We start from the raw sequence: 16,190 nt of genomic DNA, 5'->3' as shown, positions 1-16,190 counted from the left end.
ATGGCCGAACAGGAGTCCGACGCCATCATCCGGGTTCGCGACATCACCGTGCAGTTTGGCAAGACGCGCGTGCTCGACGGTCTCGACCTCGATGTGAAACGCGGCGAGATTTTGGGCTTCGTCGGCCCGTCCGGCGCCGGCAAGTCGGTGCTGACGCGCACCATCATCGGGCTGGTGCCGAAAGTCTCGGGGCGTATCGAGGTATTCGGCGTCGATCTCGATGCCGCCAATTTCGCCGAGCGGCGCGGCGTCGAGCGGCGCTGGGGCATCCTGTTTCAGCAGGGCGCGCTGTTCTCATCGCTCACGGTGCGGCAGAACATCCAGTTCCCGGTGCGCGAATATCTGCGCGTGTCGCAACGGCTGCTCGACGAGATCATGGTCGCCAAGCTCGGGATGGTCGGCTTGAAGCCGGAGGTCGCCGACCGTTATCCGTCTGAACTGTCCGGCGGCATGGTCAAGCGTGTCGCGCTGGCGCGCGCGCTCGCGCTCGATCCGGAGCTGGTGTTCCTCGACGAGCCGACGTCGGGCCTCGATCCGATCGGCGCGGGCGATTTCGACGAGCTGGTGCGCACCCTGCAGCGCACTTTGGGGCTGACCGTTTTCATGGTAACCCACGATCTCGACAGTCTTTATACCGCTTGCGACCGTATCGCCGTTTTAGGGAACGGTAAGATCATTGCAGCAGGATCGATCGCCGACATGAAGGCGTCGCAGCATCCATGGCTGCAGCAATATTTCAATGGCAAGCGCGCCCGCGCCGTAGTGGGCTAGCGCATGATCCCGAAAAATGGAGGCCGGTTTTCATGCGCCAACGAAGAATTCGACAGGCTCTGGTGCAGCGCAGTGGCGACAGAGCCCCAGGATTGATTGAGAGTAATTGAGAGCGATTGATGGAAACGCGGGCGAACTATGTGCTGATCGGAGTCTTCACGCTGGCGGTGATCGCCGCGGCGTTCGGCTTCGTGCTCTGGTTCCAGAGCCTGCACACCACCAAGGCGCGCAGCCCCTTCCGGGTGATCTTCGAGGGTCCGGCGTCGGGCCTGCGCAACGGCGGCAGTGTCAATTTTAACGGTATCCGGATAGGGGAAGTTGTCTCGGTCAAGCTCGACAATCCGCGGCGCGTGGTCGCGCTGGCGATGATCGAGAACAACGCCCCGATCCGCAAGGACACCCTCGTCGGCCTCGAATTCCAGGGTCTCACCGGCGTCGCCGCGATCTCGCTGAAGGGCGGCGCGGAGGCTGCGCCGCCGGTGCCGCTCGACGAAGACGGCATCCCGGTGCTCACCGCCGATCCGAACGCGCTCCAGGACGTCACCGAGGCGATCCGCGCTACCCTGCAGAACGTCAACCGCATCGTCGCCGACAATCAGGAATCGGTGAAGAATTCGCTGCACAATCTCGAGACCTTCACCTCGGCATTAGCGCGCAATTCCGAGAAGATCGACAACGTCATGCTCAAGGTCGACGGCGTGATGGGCAAGGCCGACAGCCTGATGCTCGGGCTGAACGCAATCGCGGGCGGCAACAATGGCGGCGAGCTCAGCTTGATGGTGAAGTCGATCCGCGACCTCGCCGAGGACCTCGACAAGCGCTCGGGCGCGCTGATGTCGGATGGCCGCAAGACGCTCGGCGACATCAGCCGCGCCGTGAACAATTTCGACCGCAACCCGAGCCGGGTGATCTTCGGCGGCAGCAACAACGCCGCGCCGGAGCCCGCGCCCGCACCGGCGCCGGCGGCAGCGCCGGCCGGGCCGAGGCGACGGCAGTAGGCCGTCACGCTTGCGCGCGATACAACTTCCGCGTGCCATGTTCCTGGTGTAAGTTGGGCCGGCACCTTGAGGCTTTGCGCCCGCCAACAAGTGCGCGGGCCAAGTCCTGAAATGACGTCCGGCGGCTGAACGTTGGGGATGCGTCGTATGGATACCTCGCACATCTCGATGCCATTTCTTGCCCTGATCCTGGCGGCGGATATTGCGATCACCTGCCGGCACTCCTGGCAGGAGTGGAAGGGTGAGGGTGGACCGCTCTGGCGCAATTTCGGCGCCATCGTTGGCTTCGAAATTCCCGACCGGTGGGGCTTTTTGATCTTCACCGTGGCGTTGACCTTGACGATGTCCGCGATCGGAATCGTCGGCATCTTCGGCGCGTTAGGGCCGGACTGCAGCACCTTTGCGCTCGGCATGCTGATCGGCGCGCGATTGTCCGACACGCTGGTGTCTCACGTGCTGCTGCACCAATTGGGTTACCGCCCCAACCCCGGGCTGTGCTCGACGCCGCTCTACGTGCTCGAGGCTCTGTTCATCGCGTGGGCCTTCCAGCACAGTCTCGCCGCCGACCCGGGTCTGGCGAAGGCAGGGCTGATCGCGGGCATCGCGCTATTTGTGGTCGTGCTGCCGGGTCTGTGGCTCTTGCGTTTGGTGTTTCCCGGGCAGGTGCGACCCGCCTGGACGCGTTGGCAACCGATGCCATCCTGGGCATCGAAGCCGTGACAGCAACACGGAGCGGTGAGGCCCCTGAGTTCGGCCCCAACGGTCGCGAGCCTCATCGAGGTTCTTGTGGAATTTCGGAATATTAGAATAATATCGCTGATTTGCCCGACCTGGCAAGTTGCCTGGTCGAACGCCGTCCGCTGCCGGTTACTTTGCATGGGGTTGTTTTCGATATTTTGGCAACGCGCCCCTGCGACGGCCCTTACGCTCGAATTCAGGTGGCGTATCCACGCATCGGCTAAAAGCAAAACGGAGGCATCGCTGCCTCCGTTTCTCGTCTGCAATTGACCTCGCCGTTACCCCAGTCGACCCGCCGAATGCGCGAGCAGCGTGTACACCAGGCCGGTTTCCGAGGTCAGGTGGTTGCGCAGCTCCTGCGGGCCGCGGCCGTCGCGGGCGACTTCGTCGAGCAGGCGCTCGAACTCGGCGATGTAGCGGTCGACCGTCTGCTTGAAGCCGCGGTCGGAGCGATACTTGCGGGCCACTTCATCGAACGCCTTCTGGCCGGCCGGCGTATAGAGGCGCTTGGAGAACGCCTTGTTCTCGCCGCGCTGGTAGCGGTCCCACATCTCGGCGGCGAGGTTGCGGTCCATCAGCCGGCCGATGTCGAGCGACAGCGACTCCAGCGGATTGGCGGCAGCCTGCGGCGCGGGGCGGGGACGCGGGGCCTCGCGGCCCGGCGCGGGTGGCGGCGGGGCATCGCTGCGGTTGAGCAGGTCGGAGAGCCAGCCGTCGCGGCCATTGTCAGAGCTTGCCGGGCTGACCGGCGGCGCTTCGGTGCGGCGCGAACTCGGCATACCGAGATCGGGCGGCGGCAGGGTCGACGCGCTGCCGCTGCCGCCGGAGTCGCGCATGCGCGCCTCGCTACGGCCCCCGCCGGCGGCCACCATCATCGGCTCCTCCTGGCGGACGCTGGCGCGATTGCCGCTGACGACGTCGAGGCCGCGGCCATGATGCGCGACGATGCGGTTCAGCTCAGCCAGCGCCTCGATCTGGTCGACGATCACCTTGCGCATCTGCGCAGTGTTCTCGGCAGCCTCCTGCGGCATTTCGAGCACGCCGCGGCGCAGCTCGTTGCGGGTGGCCTCGAGCTCGTTGTGCATCTCGGACGCCATCTGCTTCATCGCCAGGACCATCGCGGAGAACTTCTCCGTCGATTCCTTGAACATCGCATCGGTCTCGGCGTTGCTCTGCTGGTACAGGTCGTTCATGGATTCGATGGTCTGCTGGCGCTCATTTTCGGCCGCCAGGCGCACCGCTTCGAACTGCCGGCTGATCGTCGCCGAACCGGCGCCCGCGGTCTCCGCCACCACGCGTGCGATGTCGCGGGCGCGTTCTTCGGCCGCGGCCAGCGATTCATCGAGCAAGCCGGTGAAGCGTGACAGCCGCTGGTCGAGATCGGTGGTGCGCAGGTCGATGGTCGTGACCAGCGACTCCAGCGCCGTCTTGCGTTCGGCGACGGAAGCCGTCGTCGAGCGATTGGCCTGCTCGACCACGGCAGCCGCTTCGATCAGCGCCTTGCCATGGGTCTCGAACTGGCCCGACAGTGCGCCGAGATCCTCCAGCGCCTTGCCGGTCTTGCTGTTGAACACCGTCAGCTGGTCTTCCAGCGTCTGGGTCGCCACGCCGTTGCGCGAGGTGACGTCGTTCATGGCGGACACGAAGTCGGCCACGCGGGTCACCAGCGCGCGCTCCAGCGAGTTGAGGTTGTCGTGGGCGCCGGTCAGCACCTCCTGCAGCAGGATGTTGCCTTCGCGCAGCCGCTCGAACAGCGCCACCGTATCGGTGCGCAGGATCTTGCTGGTCTCCTGCATTTCGGTGACGGCCGAGATCGAGACCTGGCGGGACTGGTCGATCGCCGAGCGCGAGGCTTGCTCGAGCTCCTTGAGCGACTTCGACACCGCGCCGGTCGCCTGATCGCCGGCCGAGGTGATGTTGCGCGCGACATCGCTGCCATGCGCCGACATCGACTGCGAGAACGCCTGGCCGCGGGTTTCGATCGCCTTCAGCGCATCTGCGGTGGCACGGTCCATGTCGGTTGCAAGCTGCGTGGTCTTGGCGGTCAACGCTTCGACCAGCGAGCCGCGGCGGCTGTCGACCATCTGCGACAAGCGCTCGGTCTGCTGCTGCACATAGGTGACGACTTCGTCGGTCTTGCCGGTCATGGTCGAGCCGAACGCGCTGGAGGCAGACAGCACCGAACGTTCGATGTCGGCCGAGGTCGTCTTGACCTTGGTCGAGACCTCGTTGGACATGTTGATCAGTGCCGCCTGCGCGTTCTGCGCCGAGGTCTGGATATTGTCGGTGGTCTTGGCCGTGACCGCGCCGAGCGAGCGCTCGATATCGGTCGAGATCGCGCGGATCTGGCCGGCGGCATCGGCGGCGGTCGCTGCGAACGAACTCTGGGCGTCGCGGGCGCTACCGGCGATGATCTGCGCAGTTTCCGCACCCGACGCGGTCAGCGTGCGCTCGATCTCGACGGAGATCGCGCGGATCTGGCTGGCGGCCTCGGCGGAGGTTGCCGCGAACGAGCTCTGGGCGTCGCGGGCGCTGCCGACGATGGTCTGTGCGGTCTCCGCTCCGGCCGTGGTCAGCGAACGCTCGATCTCGGCGGAGATCGCGCGGATCTGGCTGGCGGCCTCGGTGGAGGTTGCCGCGAACGAGCTCTGGGCCTCGCGGGCGCTGCCGAGGATGGACTGGGCGGTGCTGGTGCCGACCGCGGTCAATGTGCGCTCGACATCGATCGTCAGCGACTTGACGTGGTTGGCGGCATCCGACGCCGCGGCAACCAGGGTGGTCTGCGCCTCGCGGGCGCCGGCCGTGATCGTCTCGGCGGTGCCGGTACCGGCCGTCGACAGCGAGCGCTGGATGTCGGCAGCGAGCGCCGTGACCTTGCTCGCGGCTTCGGCGGACGCGTTGACCAGCGTATTCTGGGCATCACGTGCACCTGACGTGATCGATTCCGCGGTCGCGGAGCCGGCCATCGACAGCGAGCGCTGGATGTCGGCAGCGAGCGCCGTGACCTTGCTCGCGGCTTCGGCGGACGCGTTGACCAGCGTATTCTGGGCATCACGTGCACCTGACGTGATCGATTCCGCGGTCGCGGAGCCGGCCATCGACAGCGAGCGCTGCACGTCGGCGGTCAGCGTACGGACCAGATTGGCGGCTTCGGTGGACGCACCAGCCAGCGTGCTCTGGGCTTCGCGGGCACTTGCGACAACCGATTCCGCGGTGGCCGTGCCGGCGCTCGAGAGCGAGTGCTGCATGTCCGCGGCAAGCGTGCGCACCAGGTTTGCGGCGTCGGTGGAGGCACCGGCCAGCGTGCTCTGGGCTTCGCGGGCGCTGGCGACGACGGCTTCCGCAGTGGCGGTGCCGGCGCTCGAGAGCGAGCGCTCGACGTCGCTTGCCAGCGACTTGACCTGGCTCGTGACGTCGGTCGAGGACGAGATCAGCAGGGTCTGGGCTTCGCGGGCGCCGGTCGTGATGGCTTCGGCGGTGGCGGAGCCGGCCATCGACAGCGAATGTTCGATGTCGGCGGCGAGCGATTTGACCTGGCTGGCGGCCTCGGCGGAGGCTGAGACCAGCGTGGTCTGCGCTTCGCGGGCACCTGAGACCACGGAGGCTGCGGTGGCGCCGCCGGCCGCCTGCAGCGTGCGCTCGACATCGGCCGACAGGGCCTTGATCTGCGTGGCGACGTCGCCGGAGGCTGAGACCAGCGAGGCCTGCGCGTCGCGGGCGCTGGTGAGGATCGAATTGGCGGTGCTGATGCCGACGGCCGTCAGCACGCCCTCGACCTCGGCTGAGGTGAACTTGAGCTGGGCGCCGACGTCGCTGGACACGCTGAGCAGCGCCTGCTGCGCGGTGCGCGCACCGGTCTGGATGGTCTCGCTGGTGTTGACCACGAGGTTGGTCAGCGAGCGCTCGGCGTCCTCGACATGGGACTTGATGCCGGACGACAGCAGTTCCGCGCGGGCCATGAGGTCTTCGCTCGCCTGGCGGCCGCTGCTCTCGATTCGACCGGCGACGGCCTCGACGCGCGAACCCAGGAGGTCCTCGAACTGCGCGACGCGGGTGTCGATATCGCCGGCGATGGCGCCGACGCGGCTCTCGATGCCTTGCTGGATGTCGATGAAGCGCGCCGAGATGGTGTCAGTCAGGTGCGCGCTGCGGCCGTTGATGGTCTCGGCGAGGCGCACGCTGTGACCGTCGATCGTCTCGGTGACGCTGTTGATGCGATGGTCGACCGCCGCGATCGCCTGCACGGTACCCTCGGTCAGCGTCGTGGTGAGCAGGCCGAGCCGAGAGTCGATCGACTGGATCGCCTGGGCGGCGCCTTCGGTGAGCTGCGTCGCAAGCGTGCCGAGATGGCCATCGATGGAATCGGTGACCGACTTCGCGCGGCTCTCGAAGGTGACCCCGAGTGTCTTCATGCGGCCGTCGATCACCTCATCCAGCGACTGGAGGCGGCCATCGAGCGAGCCGATCTGGGTTGCGAGCGAGCCGTCGAGCGTCGAAAGATGGCCGCTGAGCGTGCTGTCGAGCGAGCCGATCTTGTTGCCAAGCGAAGAGTCGAAGGTCGAGAGCTTGTTGTCGAGCGAGCTGTCGAGACTGGTGACGCGGCTGCCCAGCGTGGTCTCGAACTGCAGCAAGCGCTGGTCGAGCGTGGCGGTGATCTCGCCGCCGCTTGAGCTGACGCGGTGATCGAAGTTGTCGACATAGGTCTTCAGGCTGTCGGCGATGTCCTGGGTCCGCTGACCCATGCGCTCGACGATGTCGCCGCCGAAGGTCTTGACGGTGCGGTCGAACTCCGAGATGTGGCGGGTGATCAGCGCACCGAGCGTGCCGGAGTCGCGGGCGAATTTCTCGGCAAGCTCGCTGCCGTGGTTCTTCACCAGCTCGTCGAACGCGCTCATCTGCAGCGATAGCGAGTCGTGCGCGGTCTCGGTCTGGTTCAGGACCTTGGCGACCAGCGAATTGACGGTGACGTCGAGCGCTTCGCTCGCCTTGTCGCCGGAGGTCATGATCTGTCCGGCGAGGCGGTTGCCGGCGTCGTCGATCTTGCTGACCAGGTCGTTGCTGCGCAGCTCGAGCTCCAGCAGCAGCGAGTCCGAAGAGTTCTTGAGCGAGTCGTGGACCTGCTCGGTGCGGTCGGAGATGCCGTCGACGATGGTCGACGAACGCTGCTCGAATTCGCCGGTGATACGGTCGACGCGCTCGTTCAGCATCTCGTGGACGCGATCGGCCAGATCGGCAAACTCGTCGTGGACATGGCCGGTCTTGAAGTTGAGGCTGGTGGTCAGCCGCTCGGAGGCGTCGAGCACGGCGCGGGTGGTCTCGGCGCTGGCTTCCTCGAGGCGGTCGAGCAGGTCGCCGCCGCGCTCGCCGAGCGCGAGGATCATGTTGTCGCCGGCATGGCTCAGCGCGGTCGTGATGTGCTGGCCGCGCTCTTCCAGCGCGCCGGTGATGCTCTTGGCAACCTCGTCGACGCGCGAGGCGATCGCATCCGAGATCAGCGCGATGTCGTGGCGCAGGTCGATCTGCACGCCGGAGATCGCGCTGCGCACCTGCTCGGCCTGGCCGACCAGATTGTCGCGCTGATGGGCGATGTCCTGCAGAAGCGCGCGGATGCGCACTTCGTTGTCGGAATAGGCGCGTTCCAGCGCCGCGACCTCGTTGGCAACCAGCGATTCGAGTTCACCGGCGCGCGCGATCGCGCGCTCGACGCCGTCGCCCATCGCAGCGACCTCGCGGCGGATCGCCTGGCCGACGGTGACCATGGAATCGGCGGCGGCGTTTTCAGGCTCGGAGAAACGCATCGCGACCTGCGCCATCGATTGCGCGATCTTGTGCATGTCCTGGCTTTGGGTCGCGAGGGTCGAGACAAAAAAGAACAGCAGGACCGGCGCGACGAAAAGGGCGGCAAGGCCAGCAAGCACAAGGATACCGCTACCCTGCGCCATCGCGGACTGCAGCGACGACCAGAAGGCGAGGGTGAGGATGCCGCAGCCGACCAGCCAGACACCCGAGCAGACCGCGAACAGCGTAAAGGAGTTGCGGGCGGGGCCGGGGCGGCTCCTCTGCAGGTCTTGCAGTACCTGGCCGATGTTCGCGCGATCGTCATTAGCGGCGCGGCGCGAATTGCGCGGTTCCTCGATCGGCTCGAACACCGGGCGATCTGCGCTCGGGCGGGACTCGAACGAATTGGCGGAAAAATCAGGCATGGCCGGCGGAAGGTTCGGCGGCGCCATCTCCTCGTTGATGGGGCTGCGGTTCTCCGCGCCCGGTTCGCTGATATTGAGGGCTTCCTGAATGGCAGAAAGCGCGACTTCGGTGGGATCTTTGACCTTCTTGGGAGTGTTCGCCATGTTCAGTCTAAGCCCTCTTACTTTTTACGCGTCGGCGACCTTGCGAACGTCCCCCCGCAAGCTCGAAGCCGGTGCCCACAGCGGTGCAAGCGGCCCATCGGCGGCTTGTCCGCTACATCCGCAAACATCCTATGGGCAGAGCGACGCGAATGAAATGGTTCGGATTAAGACTTTCTTAATCATCGTTAACAGCTTTGCGCCATAACGCCTTCTGGGTGCTCGAAATTCCTTCCGCATGCGGCTGATTGTGTCGGGATCTTGTCTGAAATCGGGCGGTTTTGCCGTTAATCACGACAACAATCTGTTAACCAGTTTCGTGATTGGCTGGCCCCAAACACTCCGTCGGAACGCGCCGGCGGATATGACCGGGGCCGTCAATGTCACTTCATCTCGAACGGGTTGAATGGATGCCATCGCCGCCGCTCGCCCCCGATGACGGTCCGATCGATCTCAGCCACCTCCAGCGCATGACGCTTGGCGACGCTGGCCTCGAGCAGGAGGTGCTGGCGATGTTCTCGGCCCAATCCGCCAGAATCCTTAGCGAGATCCTGGGCGAGCTCACCGCCATGCCGGCGGGCCGGGCTGCCCATGCCCACACCCTGAAGGGATCGGCGCGCGCGATCGGTGCATTTGCCGTGGCCGACGCTGCCGCGCGACTGGAAACGGCGTTTTCCGCCGATTCCGATCCGTCCCAACCGCTCGCCGAACTCGGGGCCGCGATCGCCGAGGCGCGGGCGGCGATCGACCTGATCCTGCGCCGGTCCTAGCTTTAGCCCCTTCCAGCGGCCGGCCCGGGGCCCTCGCGCCCGATCGGAACCGGCCGTCCGGTTTTCGGCGCCCGGGGCGCTAGCGCAGTGCGGATCGACTCGTTATAGGACTGCCGGGGACCTTTCCATCCGAGATCCGGCGTATTCCGGCAGCACGAGCGATCATGGCCAAAATCCACTTTATCGACCATTCCGGCGAGAAACGCAGCATTGAGATCGAGAACGGCGCGACCGTGATGGAAGGGGCGATTCGCAACGCCATTCCCGGTATTGAAGCCGAATGCGGCGGAGCCTGCGCCTGCGCAACCTGCCATGTCTATGTCGATGAAGCCTGGCGCGAGAAGGTCGGCGCACCCTCGCCGATGGAAGAGGACATGCTGGATTTCGGCTTCGACGTGCGGCCGAACTCGCGGCTGTCGTGCCAGATCAAGGTGACCGACGAACTCGACGGTCTCACCGTGTCGACGCCGGAGCGGCAGGCCTAAATATAGAGCCGTTACGCGCCGTCCGGATTGACGCCGCGACGGACCCAGCGCCGGAAATTTTCTTTGACCTCGGCCGGCAGCGGTGACGGCCTGCGCGTGGCCTCGTCGATCATGACGGTGATTGCCTTCGCCGATGCCACGCATCGTCCTTCGGAAAACACCACCTGATCGAAGGTGGTCGACGTCCGCCCGAACTTGACCAGACCAAGTCCCAGCTCGATCGTGCCCGGCCAGTGCAACTCGGCGCGGAAATGGATGTCGAGCCGGACCATGATCCAGCTGAGGCCCGTTGGCATCAGTCCCATGCCGGGGTCCTTGACCAGCGTGACGCGGCCGGTTTCGAAGTAGCTCGCATAGACCGCGTTGTTGACGTGCCCGTTCGGGTCGAGATCGGCAAAGCGCACATTATCCGACAGGCGATAGGGGAAGTCGTCGAGGCGCGGCTCTTGGTCAGCGCTGATCGGGGCGTTCACGAGGGGGATCTCCGTCGGTTTCCTGCCATACAGCCGACTTGTCGAAGCTCGGCAAGGGGTTGCCGCGCCAGCCTCTGCCCCTATTATGCATGTCCCGATCCGGCCCCTCTGGCTGGACAGGCGAAAGCCGTCCAGCCGCATCCAACTGAAAAGAAGCGGATATGAGCGAAGCGATCAAAACCGATGTGCTGATTATTGGCGCGGGTCCGTGCGGACTGTTCGCCGTGTTCGAACTTGGCCTGCTGGATATGAAGACGCATCTGGTCGACATCCTCGACAAGATCGGCGGCCAGTGCGCCGAGCTCTATCCAGAGAAGCCGATCTACGACATTCCCGGCATCCCCTTCGTCACCGGCCAGGGCCTCACCGAGCAGCTGCTTGAGCAGATCAAGCCGTTCAACCCGACCTTCCATCTCAACGAGATGGTGGAGACGATCGAGAAAATCGGCGATCCCTTGTTTCGCGTCACGACCGACGCCGGCCAGGTCTTCGAGTGCAAGGTGGTCGTGATTTCCGCCGGCGGCGGCTCGTTCCAGCCGAAGCGGCCTCCGGTGCCGGGCATCGAGGCCTATGAGGGCAAGTCGGTGTTTTACGCGGTGCGCAAGATGGAGCAGTTCCGCGACAAGAGCATCCTGATCGTCGGCGGCGGCGATTCCGCGCTCGACTGGACGCTGAATCTTCACCCGATCGCCAAGCGCATCACGCTGCTGCACCGGCGCGACGATTTCCGCGCAGCTCCGCACAGCGTCGAGCAGATGCGCGCGCTGGTCGCTTCCGGCAAGATGGATCTGACGATCGGCCAGGTCACCGGGCTCGAAGGCGAGGGCGGCCAGGTCTCCGGTGCTCACGTCAAGGCCAACGACAATGCGATGTCGAAGGTCGATTGCGATACGATATTGCCGTTCTTCGGGCTGACCATGAAATTAGGTCCGGTCGCGAACTGGGGTGTGGCGTTGGAGAACAACCTGGTGCCGGTCGAGACCGCCTCATTCGAGACCAACGTGTCCGGCATCTTCGCGATCGGCGACATCAACACCTATCCGGGCAAGCTGAAGCTGATCCTCTCCGGCTTCCACGAGGGCGCGCTGATGGCGCAAAAGGCGCACCGCTACGTCTATCCGGACAAGCGGCTGGTGTTCCAGTACACGACCTCATCATCGAGCTTGCAGAAGAAATTGGGAGTCAACTAATTCCAACCGAATTATGACCGAGGGCTGCGTTGCAAGCCGTGTCCGGGCGTTATGCGGGTACTGGAACACTCCGCGAAATGGCCGTAGACTCCAGCATTCGGTTTGTCGATTGATCAGGTGATGACGATGCGGAACACGCTAGCCAAACTTCGGCTGATCTTTGCGGTCGCAGCAGTGCTTGTCGCTGCGGCCCCACTTGCTGCGTCGGCAGCTGATCTGTCGGCGGCAGGGCTCTGGCAGAAGATCGAGGACGGCAAGCCCAGCGGGTGGTTTCTGATCCTTGATCACACCGGCATTTTCGAAGGCGTGATCGCCAAGATGTTTCCCGACGCGGACGATCCGCCCAATCCCGTCTGCGCAAAATGCACCGATGATCGCAAGAACGTGCCCTGGCTTGGAATATCCTTCATCCGCGACATGAAGCGCGACGGCCTGAAATACGAGAACGGCAACGTGCTCGATCCGCGCGACGGCAAGATCTACAAGGCCAAGATGACGCTCAGCGCCGATGGGCAAACGCTGACCATGCGCGGCTATCTCGGCATCTCGCTGTTCGGCAAGGACGAAATCTGGACGCGGCTGCCCGATACCGCGATGGCGCAGCTCGATCCCTCAATCATCGCCAAATACCTGCCGGCGCAGGCCGCCGCCGTGAAACCACCGCCGCCACCGCCGCCGCTACCCGCAACGAAGCGGCACTAGAGCCACCGGGGTTGCCCGTTCAGCGCTGCGCTGGCGTGGCCGGCAGCGGCGTGACCGGTTGCGAAATGATCTCAGGCACGGCGGTGTCGAGCTGCAGCACGCTGGCTGCGGCCGGCACGGCGGCATCAGCCATTGCCGCGTGCCCTTCCGCGGTGGGATGCACCGCGCCGCCATAGACCGCCGAGAGGATGCCCCAGGTCGCGTCGTGGATGTCGGTCGGCTGCATCGAGGATGGCAGACCTTGCGGATAGGTCATTGCTGCGAAATAGCTGTCATTGGCATCGCGGATCCAGCGCGCGCGCGGCAGGTAGGCGCGATATTCGCCGGCGCTGTGTGCGCATTTCAGCGGCTGACTGGCTGCCGAGACAATGTCCGGATTGAAACTATCGCCATTGGCGGCGAAGCAGTCGCGGTCGAACTCCGGATCGGTCGACGCGCGCGCGCAGAAGCCGTGGCTTGCAAACGCGTCCTGGTGCTCATCGACGAAGGTCATGCGGTCGCTGCGCGGATTGCGGCAGATGGCGCCGGACTCGCACAGTGCGAGCGCCTTAATCTGCGGCAGGAACTCGTTCTGCACGAAGCTCGAGACCGCCGCCAGACGCTGCGGATCGGCGTTGAAGGAGGGGTGGATATCAAAGCCGGCGCGGCCGCCAGGGCAGGGCGTGCCGCCACTGGCCAATGTCGGGTTTGCGTAGGTCGTGTAGATGACGTGCGAGAGGTCGCCGCCGACCAGCGGCTTCAGCGCATCGCGCAATTTGGCGAAACCCGACGGCAGATCGCGCGCCAGCGCCGAGCGTGCGTCGTCGACTGACGCCATCGAGCCGCCGCGCTTGAACAGCGTGCGCTCGGTCGGCGTGTCGACGATGACGTCGGCGACGAGGCCCGAGAAATAGATGTCGTTGGCGCCGACCGACAGCAGCACGAGGTCGAGCGCGCGGTCCGGCTGACGGCGCTTTGCCGCCGCCAGCGCCGCGCGCAGTTCGGAAAGCTGGCCGTTGACGGTCCCCGCACAGGTATTGGCCGTCTTCGTCGGCAGGCATTCCCGCGCCTGCTGCGAACCGAACAGGCCGTCGGCGATGGTGGCGCCGGTGCAGGCCAGCGGCAGGTAGGTCACCGCGATGTGCGGATATTGCACGGCGAGCGCCAGCGCGGTGCGGGTCTGGTAGCTGTAGAGCGAACGGTGGCAGGCCGAATTGAGCCACAGCGCGCTCTGGCGCTGCCACACCGACAGGCTGTCGGGTGCTTCGCAGGCCCGTCCGCCCTTGTAGCCGGCTCGGCTCGGCCGGTAATATTGCGCGCCGCCGAGGTAGGAGCGGAAGCAGAAGCCGTCATCGGACAGCCCGACCGCACGGTCGGGATTGCCCTCGCCGGACGCGATGCTGTCGCCGATCCCGGCGATGAAGAAATCGCGGACCGCGATTGGGGTCGTGACGCGCTGGTTGGCGTCCGAGCCGCTCGCGACGTCAACGGTTGCAACCGTGGTGCGGCCGTAGCGGACGCGCAGATTGACCGGTTCGGCGCAATCGAAGGTCTGGGATTGCGGCCCGTCGCCGTCGTCGAACGACCATGCGCAGGTTGCACCGACCGGGACCGGGCCGGTGAGGCGGACGGCGATCGCGTGGTCGATCGGCGTCAGGTAGCTTTCCTTGACGTTGTCGCGGGTGCAGGGCTCGCTGACGCGGCCCTGAGTATCGATGCAGAGCCGGTTGACCATGTTGCGCGCCCAGCCGCGGCCGTCGCTCTGCACTTCCAGCGCCTGCTCCGAGGCCAGCACGCTGCGGCCGAGGCCGCTTTCGACATGGAGTCGGAAGTCGCGTTCCTCGCGGAACAGACGGAAGCGGTTGCGGACCTCCCATGAGATCTGCAGCGGGGCGTCCTGCGCATGTGCGGCGGATGCGCATACCGCTGACAGCGCAGCGCCGAGTAGCGCGCCGCAAACGGTCAAACGAAGTGGAAATCGAGCCAAAAAACCAACCATGGCGCGTTTGACGTTAGCGATAAGGCGAAAATAAGAGAATAGGAGCGGCAGCCGAAAAACGCAGCGAGGATCGATAATTTCGCTGTTACCGTTTCAGCCGCTTGATCCGCTGCTGCCGGCTTTCGATCGGCTGCCGCACGGTCGCCGAGGCCGTGCAGGCCTGGCTTAGTCTTTTCCGTTCCTGCCATGGCAGCACCACATTGAGCCACAGCTCGCGCGCACCCATGATCGAGACCGAAATCCCGAACGGGATGAGGAAATAGAGGATGCGGAACACGACCAGCGTCGCCACCAACTGCTCCCTGCCGAATTCCGGCAGCGCCACCAGCATCGCTGCGTCGAACACGCCGATCGAGCCGGGCGCGTGGCTGGCGAAGCCGAGCAGCGTCGCCAGGATGAACACGACCGCCAGCGAGACGAAGTCGATATGCGGGTCGGTCGGCATCAAGAGATACATCGCAAGCGCGCAGAAGCCGAGATCGACCACGCCGATGATGATCTGCAGCAGCGTCAGCCTGGCCGAGGGCAGCACCACCTTCCAGCCGTTCTGGCCGAGCTCGCGGCGCTTCTCGCCGGTCAGGAGCCAGACGAAATAGGCCGCGATGCCTGCAAGGCAACCGATCGCGATCAGCCGGTTCATCGCCGGCGGTAGCAGGTCCATCGCCGACGCCGCAGCCGGATGCCAGGCCATGCCGAAGCCGAGCACGAACAGATTGCCGAGCCAGAAGGTCAGTCCCGACAGGAAGCAAATCTTGGCAACGTCGATCGCGGTCAGGCCGTAATCGGAATAGATCCGGAAGCGGATCGCGCCGCCGGTGAAGACGGTGGCGCCGATATTGTGGCCGATCGTGTAGCTGGTGAAGCTGGAGAGGGCCGCGATGCGGTAGGGGATGTGGGTCTTGCCGATCGTGCGCAGCGCGAAGAAATCGTAGAAGGTCAGGGTGCAGAACGCCCCGACCACGCAGAGCGCGGCCAGCGCGATCCGGTGCGGCGCGATGTCGGTCAGCGCGGTCAGGATAATGCCGGTGTCGACGCCCTTCAGCGTGTGGACCAGAGTCGTGATCGCGAACGCAATGATAACCACGCTTGCAGCGATCCCGAGCCGTTTCCAGCCGATCTTTTCCTTGAAGCCACGCCCGAGCGTGGTCAGCAGCCGATGCATTCATCCTCCCGGCGGGGCGGCGATTTCAGTTAAGACCCGGTCACGAACGGCGACGGGCGACGGTCAAACGCACCGTGCGCGATGATCCATAAGGCAAAACTGTTGCCTTGTGCAGCCCTTGACAAGTCAAGCTTAGGCCCCCGTCCGTCGTCATTGTCACACGGGCTACATATGGGGTGCCCTTGGGGATAGTGAGTCGCAGCCCAGCCATTCCCAAATCGCGGATTTGCCTCACGTCCGCTGTTCCCAATCTGTTTTCCCGGATTTCACGGGTTTCACAGGAACGTCCGCCGTGCGCGCCGGTTAGCGCTGATATCGGCAATCGGACATGGAAGTGGTGCAGGGACGAGGAAGCCCGCGCCTGCCGTGCTTCCCAACTCGCTGGCTGAAGGCCAGGTCAGTGTGAGGGGCGCCGGCTAATCAATAAGTCTATCGACTCGTCAGTAGGTCTATTGAGGCAAAACGCCGCGCAGGGAAGCTGCCTCGCGTGGCGTTTCCGTTGATCGATGGCGCATAATCACATGCCCGGCAATGATCGAAACCGCTGATTGCGGAGCGTTGGGGCTGCATTTAAACTTG

General features: G+C 64.9%; 11 protein-coding genes. 7 read left to right on the top strand and 4 right to left on the bottom strand.

What is annotated here, in order from left to right:
- From UP10_RS38860 to UP10_RS38850, 3 genes are all read left to right on the top strand, one after another.
- Positions 1–771: an ABC transporter ATP-binding protein gene (locus tag UP10_RS38860; protein ID WP_044539692.1), complete on the top strand. Its 771-nt coding sequence runs from the start codon at positions 1–3 to the stop codon at positions 769–771.
- Positions 772–890: 119 nt separating this feature from the next.
- Positions 891–1,769: an MlaD family protein gene (locus tag UP10_RS38855; protein WP_044592453.1), complete on the top strand. Its 879-nt coding sequence runs from the start codon at positions 891–893 to the stop codon at positions 1,767–1,769.
- Positions 1,770–1,916: 147 nt separating this feature from the next.
- Complete coding sequence (locus tag UP10_RS38850) at positions 1,917–2,489, top strand: hypothetical protein (RefSeq protein WP_044592452.1); 573 nt, start codon at positions 1,917–1,919, stop codon at positions 2,487–2,489.
- A gap of 296 nt (positions 2,490–2,785) precedes the next feature.
- Here UP10_RS38850 and UP10_RS38845 read toward each other — a convergent pair whose 3' ends face one another.
- A complete protein-coding gene (locus UP10_RS38845) occupies positions 2,786–8,854 on the bottom strand; it encodes an apolipoprotein A-IV repeat region-like domain-containing protein (RefSeq protein WP_044592451.1) in 6,069 nt (2,022 codons plus the stop codon).
- A 377-nt stretch (positions 8,855–9,231) separates the two neighbouring features.
- Here UP10_RS38845 and UP10_RS38840 point away from each other — a divergent pair, with 377 nt between their 5' ends.
- Both UP10_RS38840 and UP10_RS38835 read left to right on the top strand, forming a co-directional pair.
- The gene (locus UP10_RS38840) at positions 9,232–9,621 is read left to right on the top strand and encodes an Hpt domain-containing protein (RefSeq protein WP_044592450.1); all 390 of its coding nucleotides are present in this window, start codon (positions 9,232–9,234) and stop codon (positions 9,619–9,621) included.
- A gap of 164 nt (positions 9,622–9,785) precedes the next feature.
- Positions 9,786–10,106 carry a 2Fe-2S iron-sulfur cluster-binding protein gene (locus UP10_RS38835; RefSeq protein WP_044539687.1) on the top strand — a complete coding sequence of 107 codons (321 nt, stop codon included), beginning with the start codon at positions 9,786–9,788 and terminating at the stop codon, positions 10,104–10,106.
- An 11-nt stretch (positions 10,107–10,117) separates the two neighbouring features.
- On the opposite strand, the gene UP10_RS38830 is transcribed toward UP10_RS38835, so the two are convergent.
- Positions 10,118–10,579 (bottom strand): acyl-CoA thioesterase, encoded by a 462-nt coding sequence (locus tag UP10_RS38830; RefSeq protein WP_044592449.1) that lies wholly within the window; start codon positions 10,577–10,579, stop codon positions 10,118–10,120.
- A 161-nt stretch (positions 10,580–10,740) separates the two neighbouring features.
- Between UP10_RS38830 and UP10_RS38825 the strand changes: the two genes are divergently transcribed.
- Both UP10_RS38825 and UP10_RS38820 read left to right on the top strand, forming a co-directional pair.
- Positions 10,741–11,769 (top strand): NAD(P)/FAD-dependent oxidoreductase, encoded by a 1,029-nt coding sequence (locus UP10_RS38825; protein WP_044539686.1) that lies wholly within the window; start codon positions 10,741–10,743, stop codon positions 11,767–11,769.
- A gap of 126 nt (positions 11,770–11,895) precedes the next feature.
- On the top strand, positions 11,896–12,471 hold the full coding sequence (locus tag UP10_RS38820) for a DUF2147 domain-containing protein (RefSeq protein ID WP_044592474.1): 576 nt from the start codon (positions 11,896–11,898) through the stop codon (positions 12,469–12,471).
- Positions 12,472–12,490: 19 nt separating this feature from the next.
- Here UP10_RS38820 and UP10_RS38815 read toward each other — a convergent pair whose 3' ends face one another.
- Both UP10_RS38815 and UP10_RS38810 read right to left on the bottom strand, forming a co-directional pair.
- Positions 12,491–14,449 (bottom strand): SGNH/GDSL hydrolase family protein, encoded by a 1,959-nt coding sequence (locus tag UP10_RS38815; protein WP_044592448.1) that lies wholly within the window; start codon positions 14,447–14,449, stop codon positions 12,491–12,493.
- A gap of 85 nt (positions 14,450–14,534) precedes the next feature.
- Positions 14,535–15,611 carry a lysylphosphatidylglycerol synthase transmembrane domain-containing protein gene (locus UP10_RS38810; protein WP_044592447.1) on the bottom strand — a complete coding sequence of 359 codons (1,077 nt, stop codon included), beginning with the start codon at positions 15,609–15,611 and terminating at the stop codon, positions 14,535–14,537.
- Between the last annotated feature and the right edge of the window lie 579 nt (positions 15,612–16,190).

The organism is Bradyrhizobium sp. LTSPM299 (assembly GCF_000938235.1).
Classification (GTDB): domain Bacteria; phylum Pseudomonadota; class Alphaproteobacteria; order Rhizobiales; family Xanthobacteraceae; genus Bradyrhizobium.
This window is presented reverse-complemented; position numbering and strand designations above follow the sequence as displayed.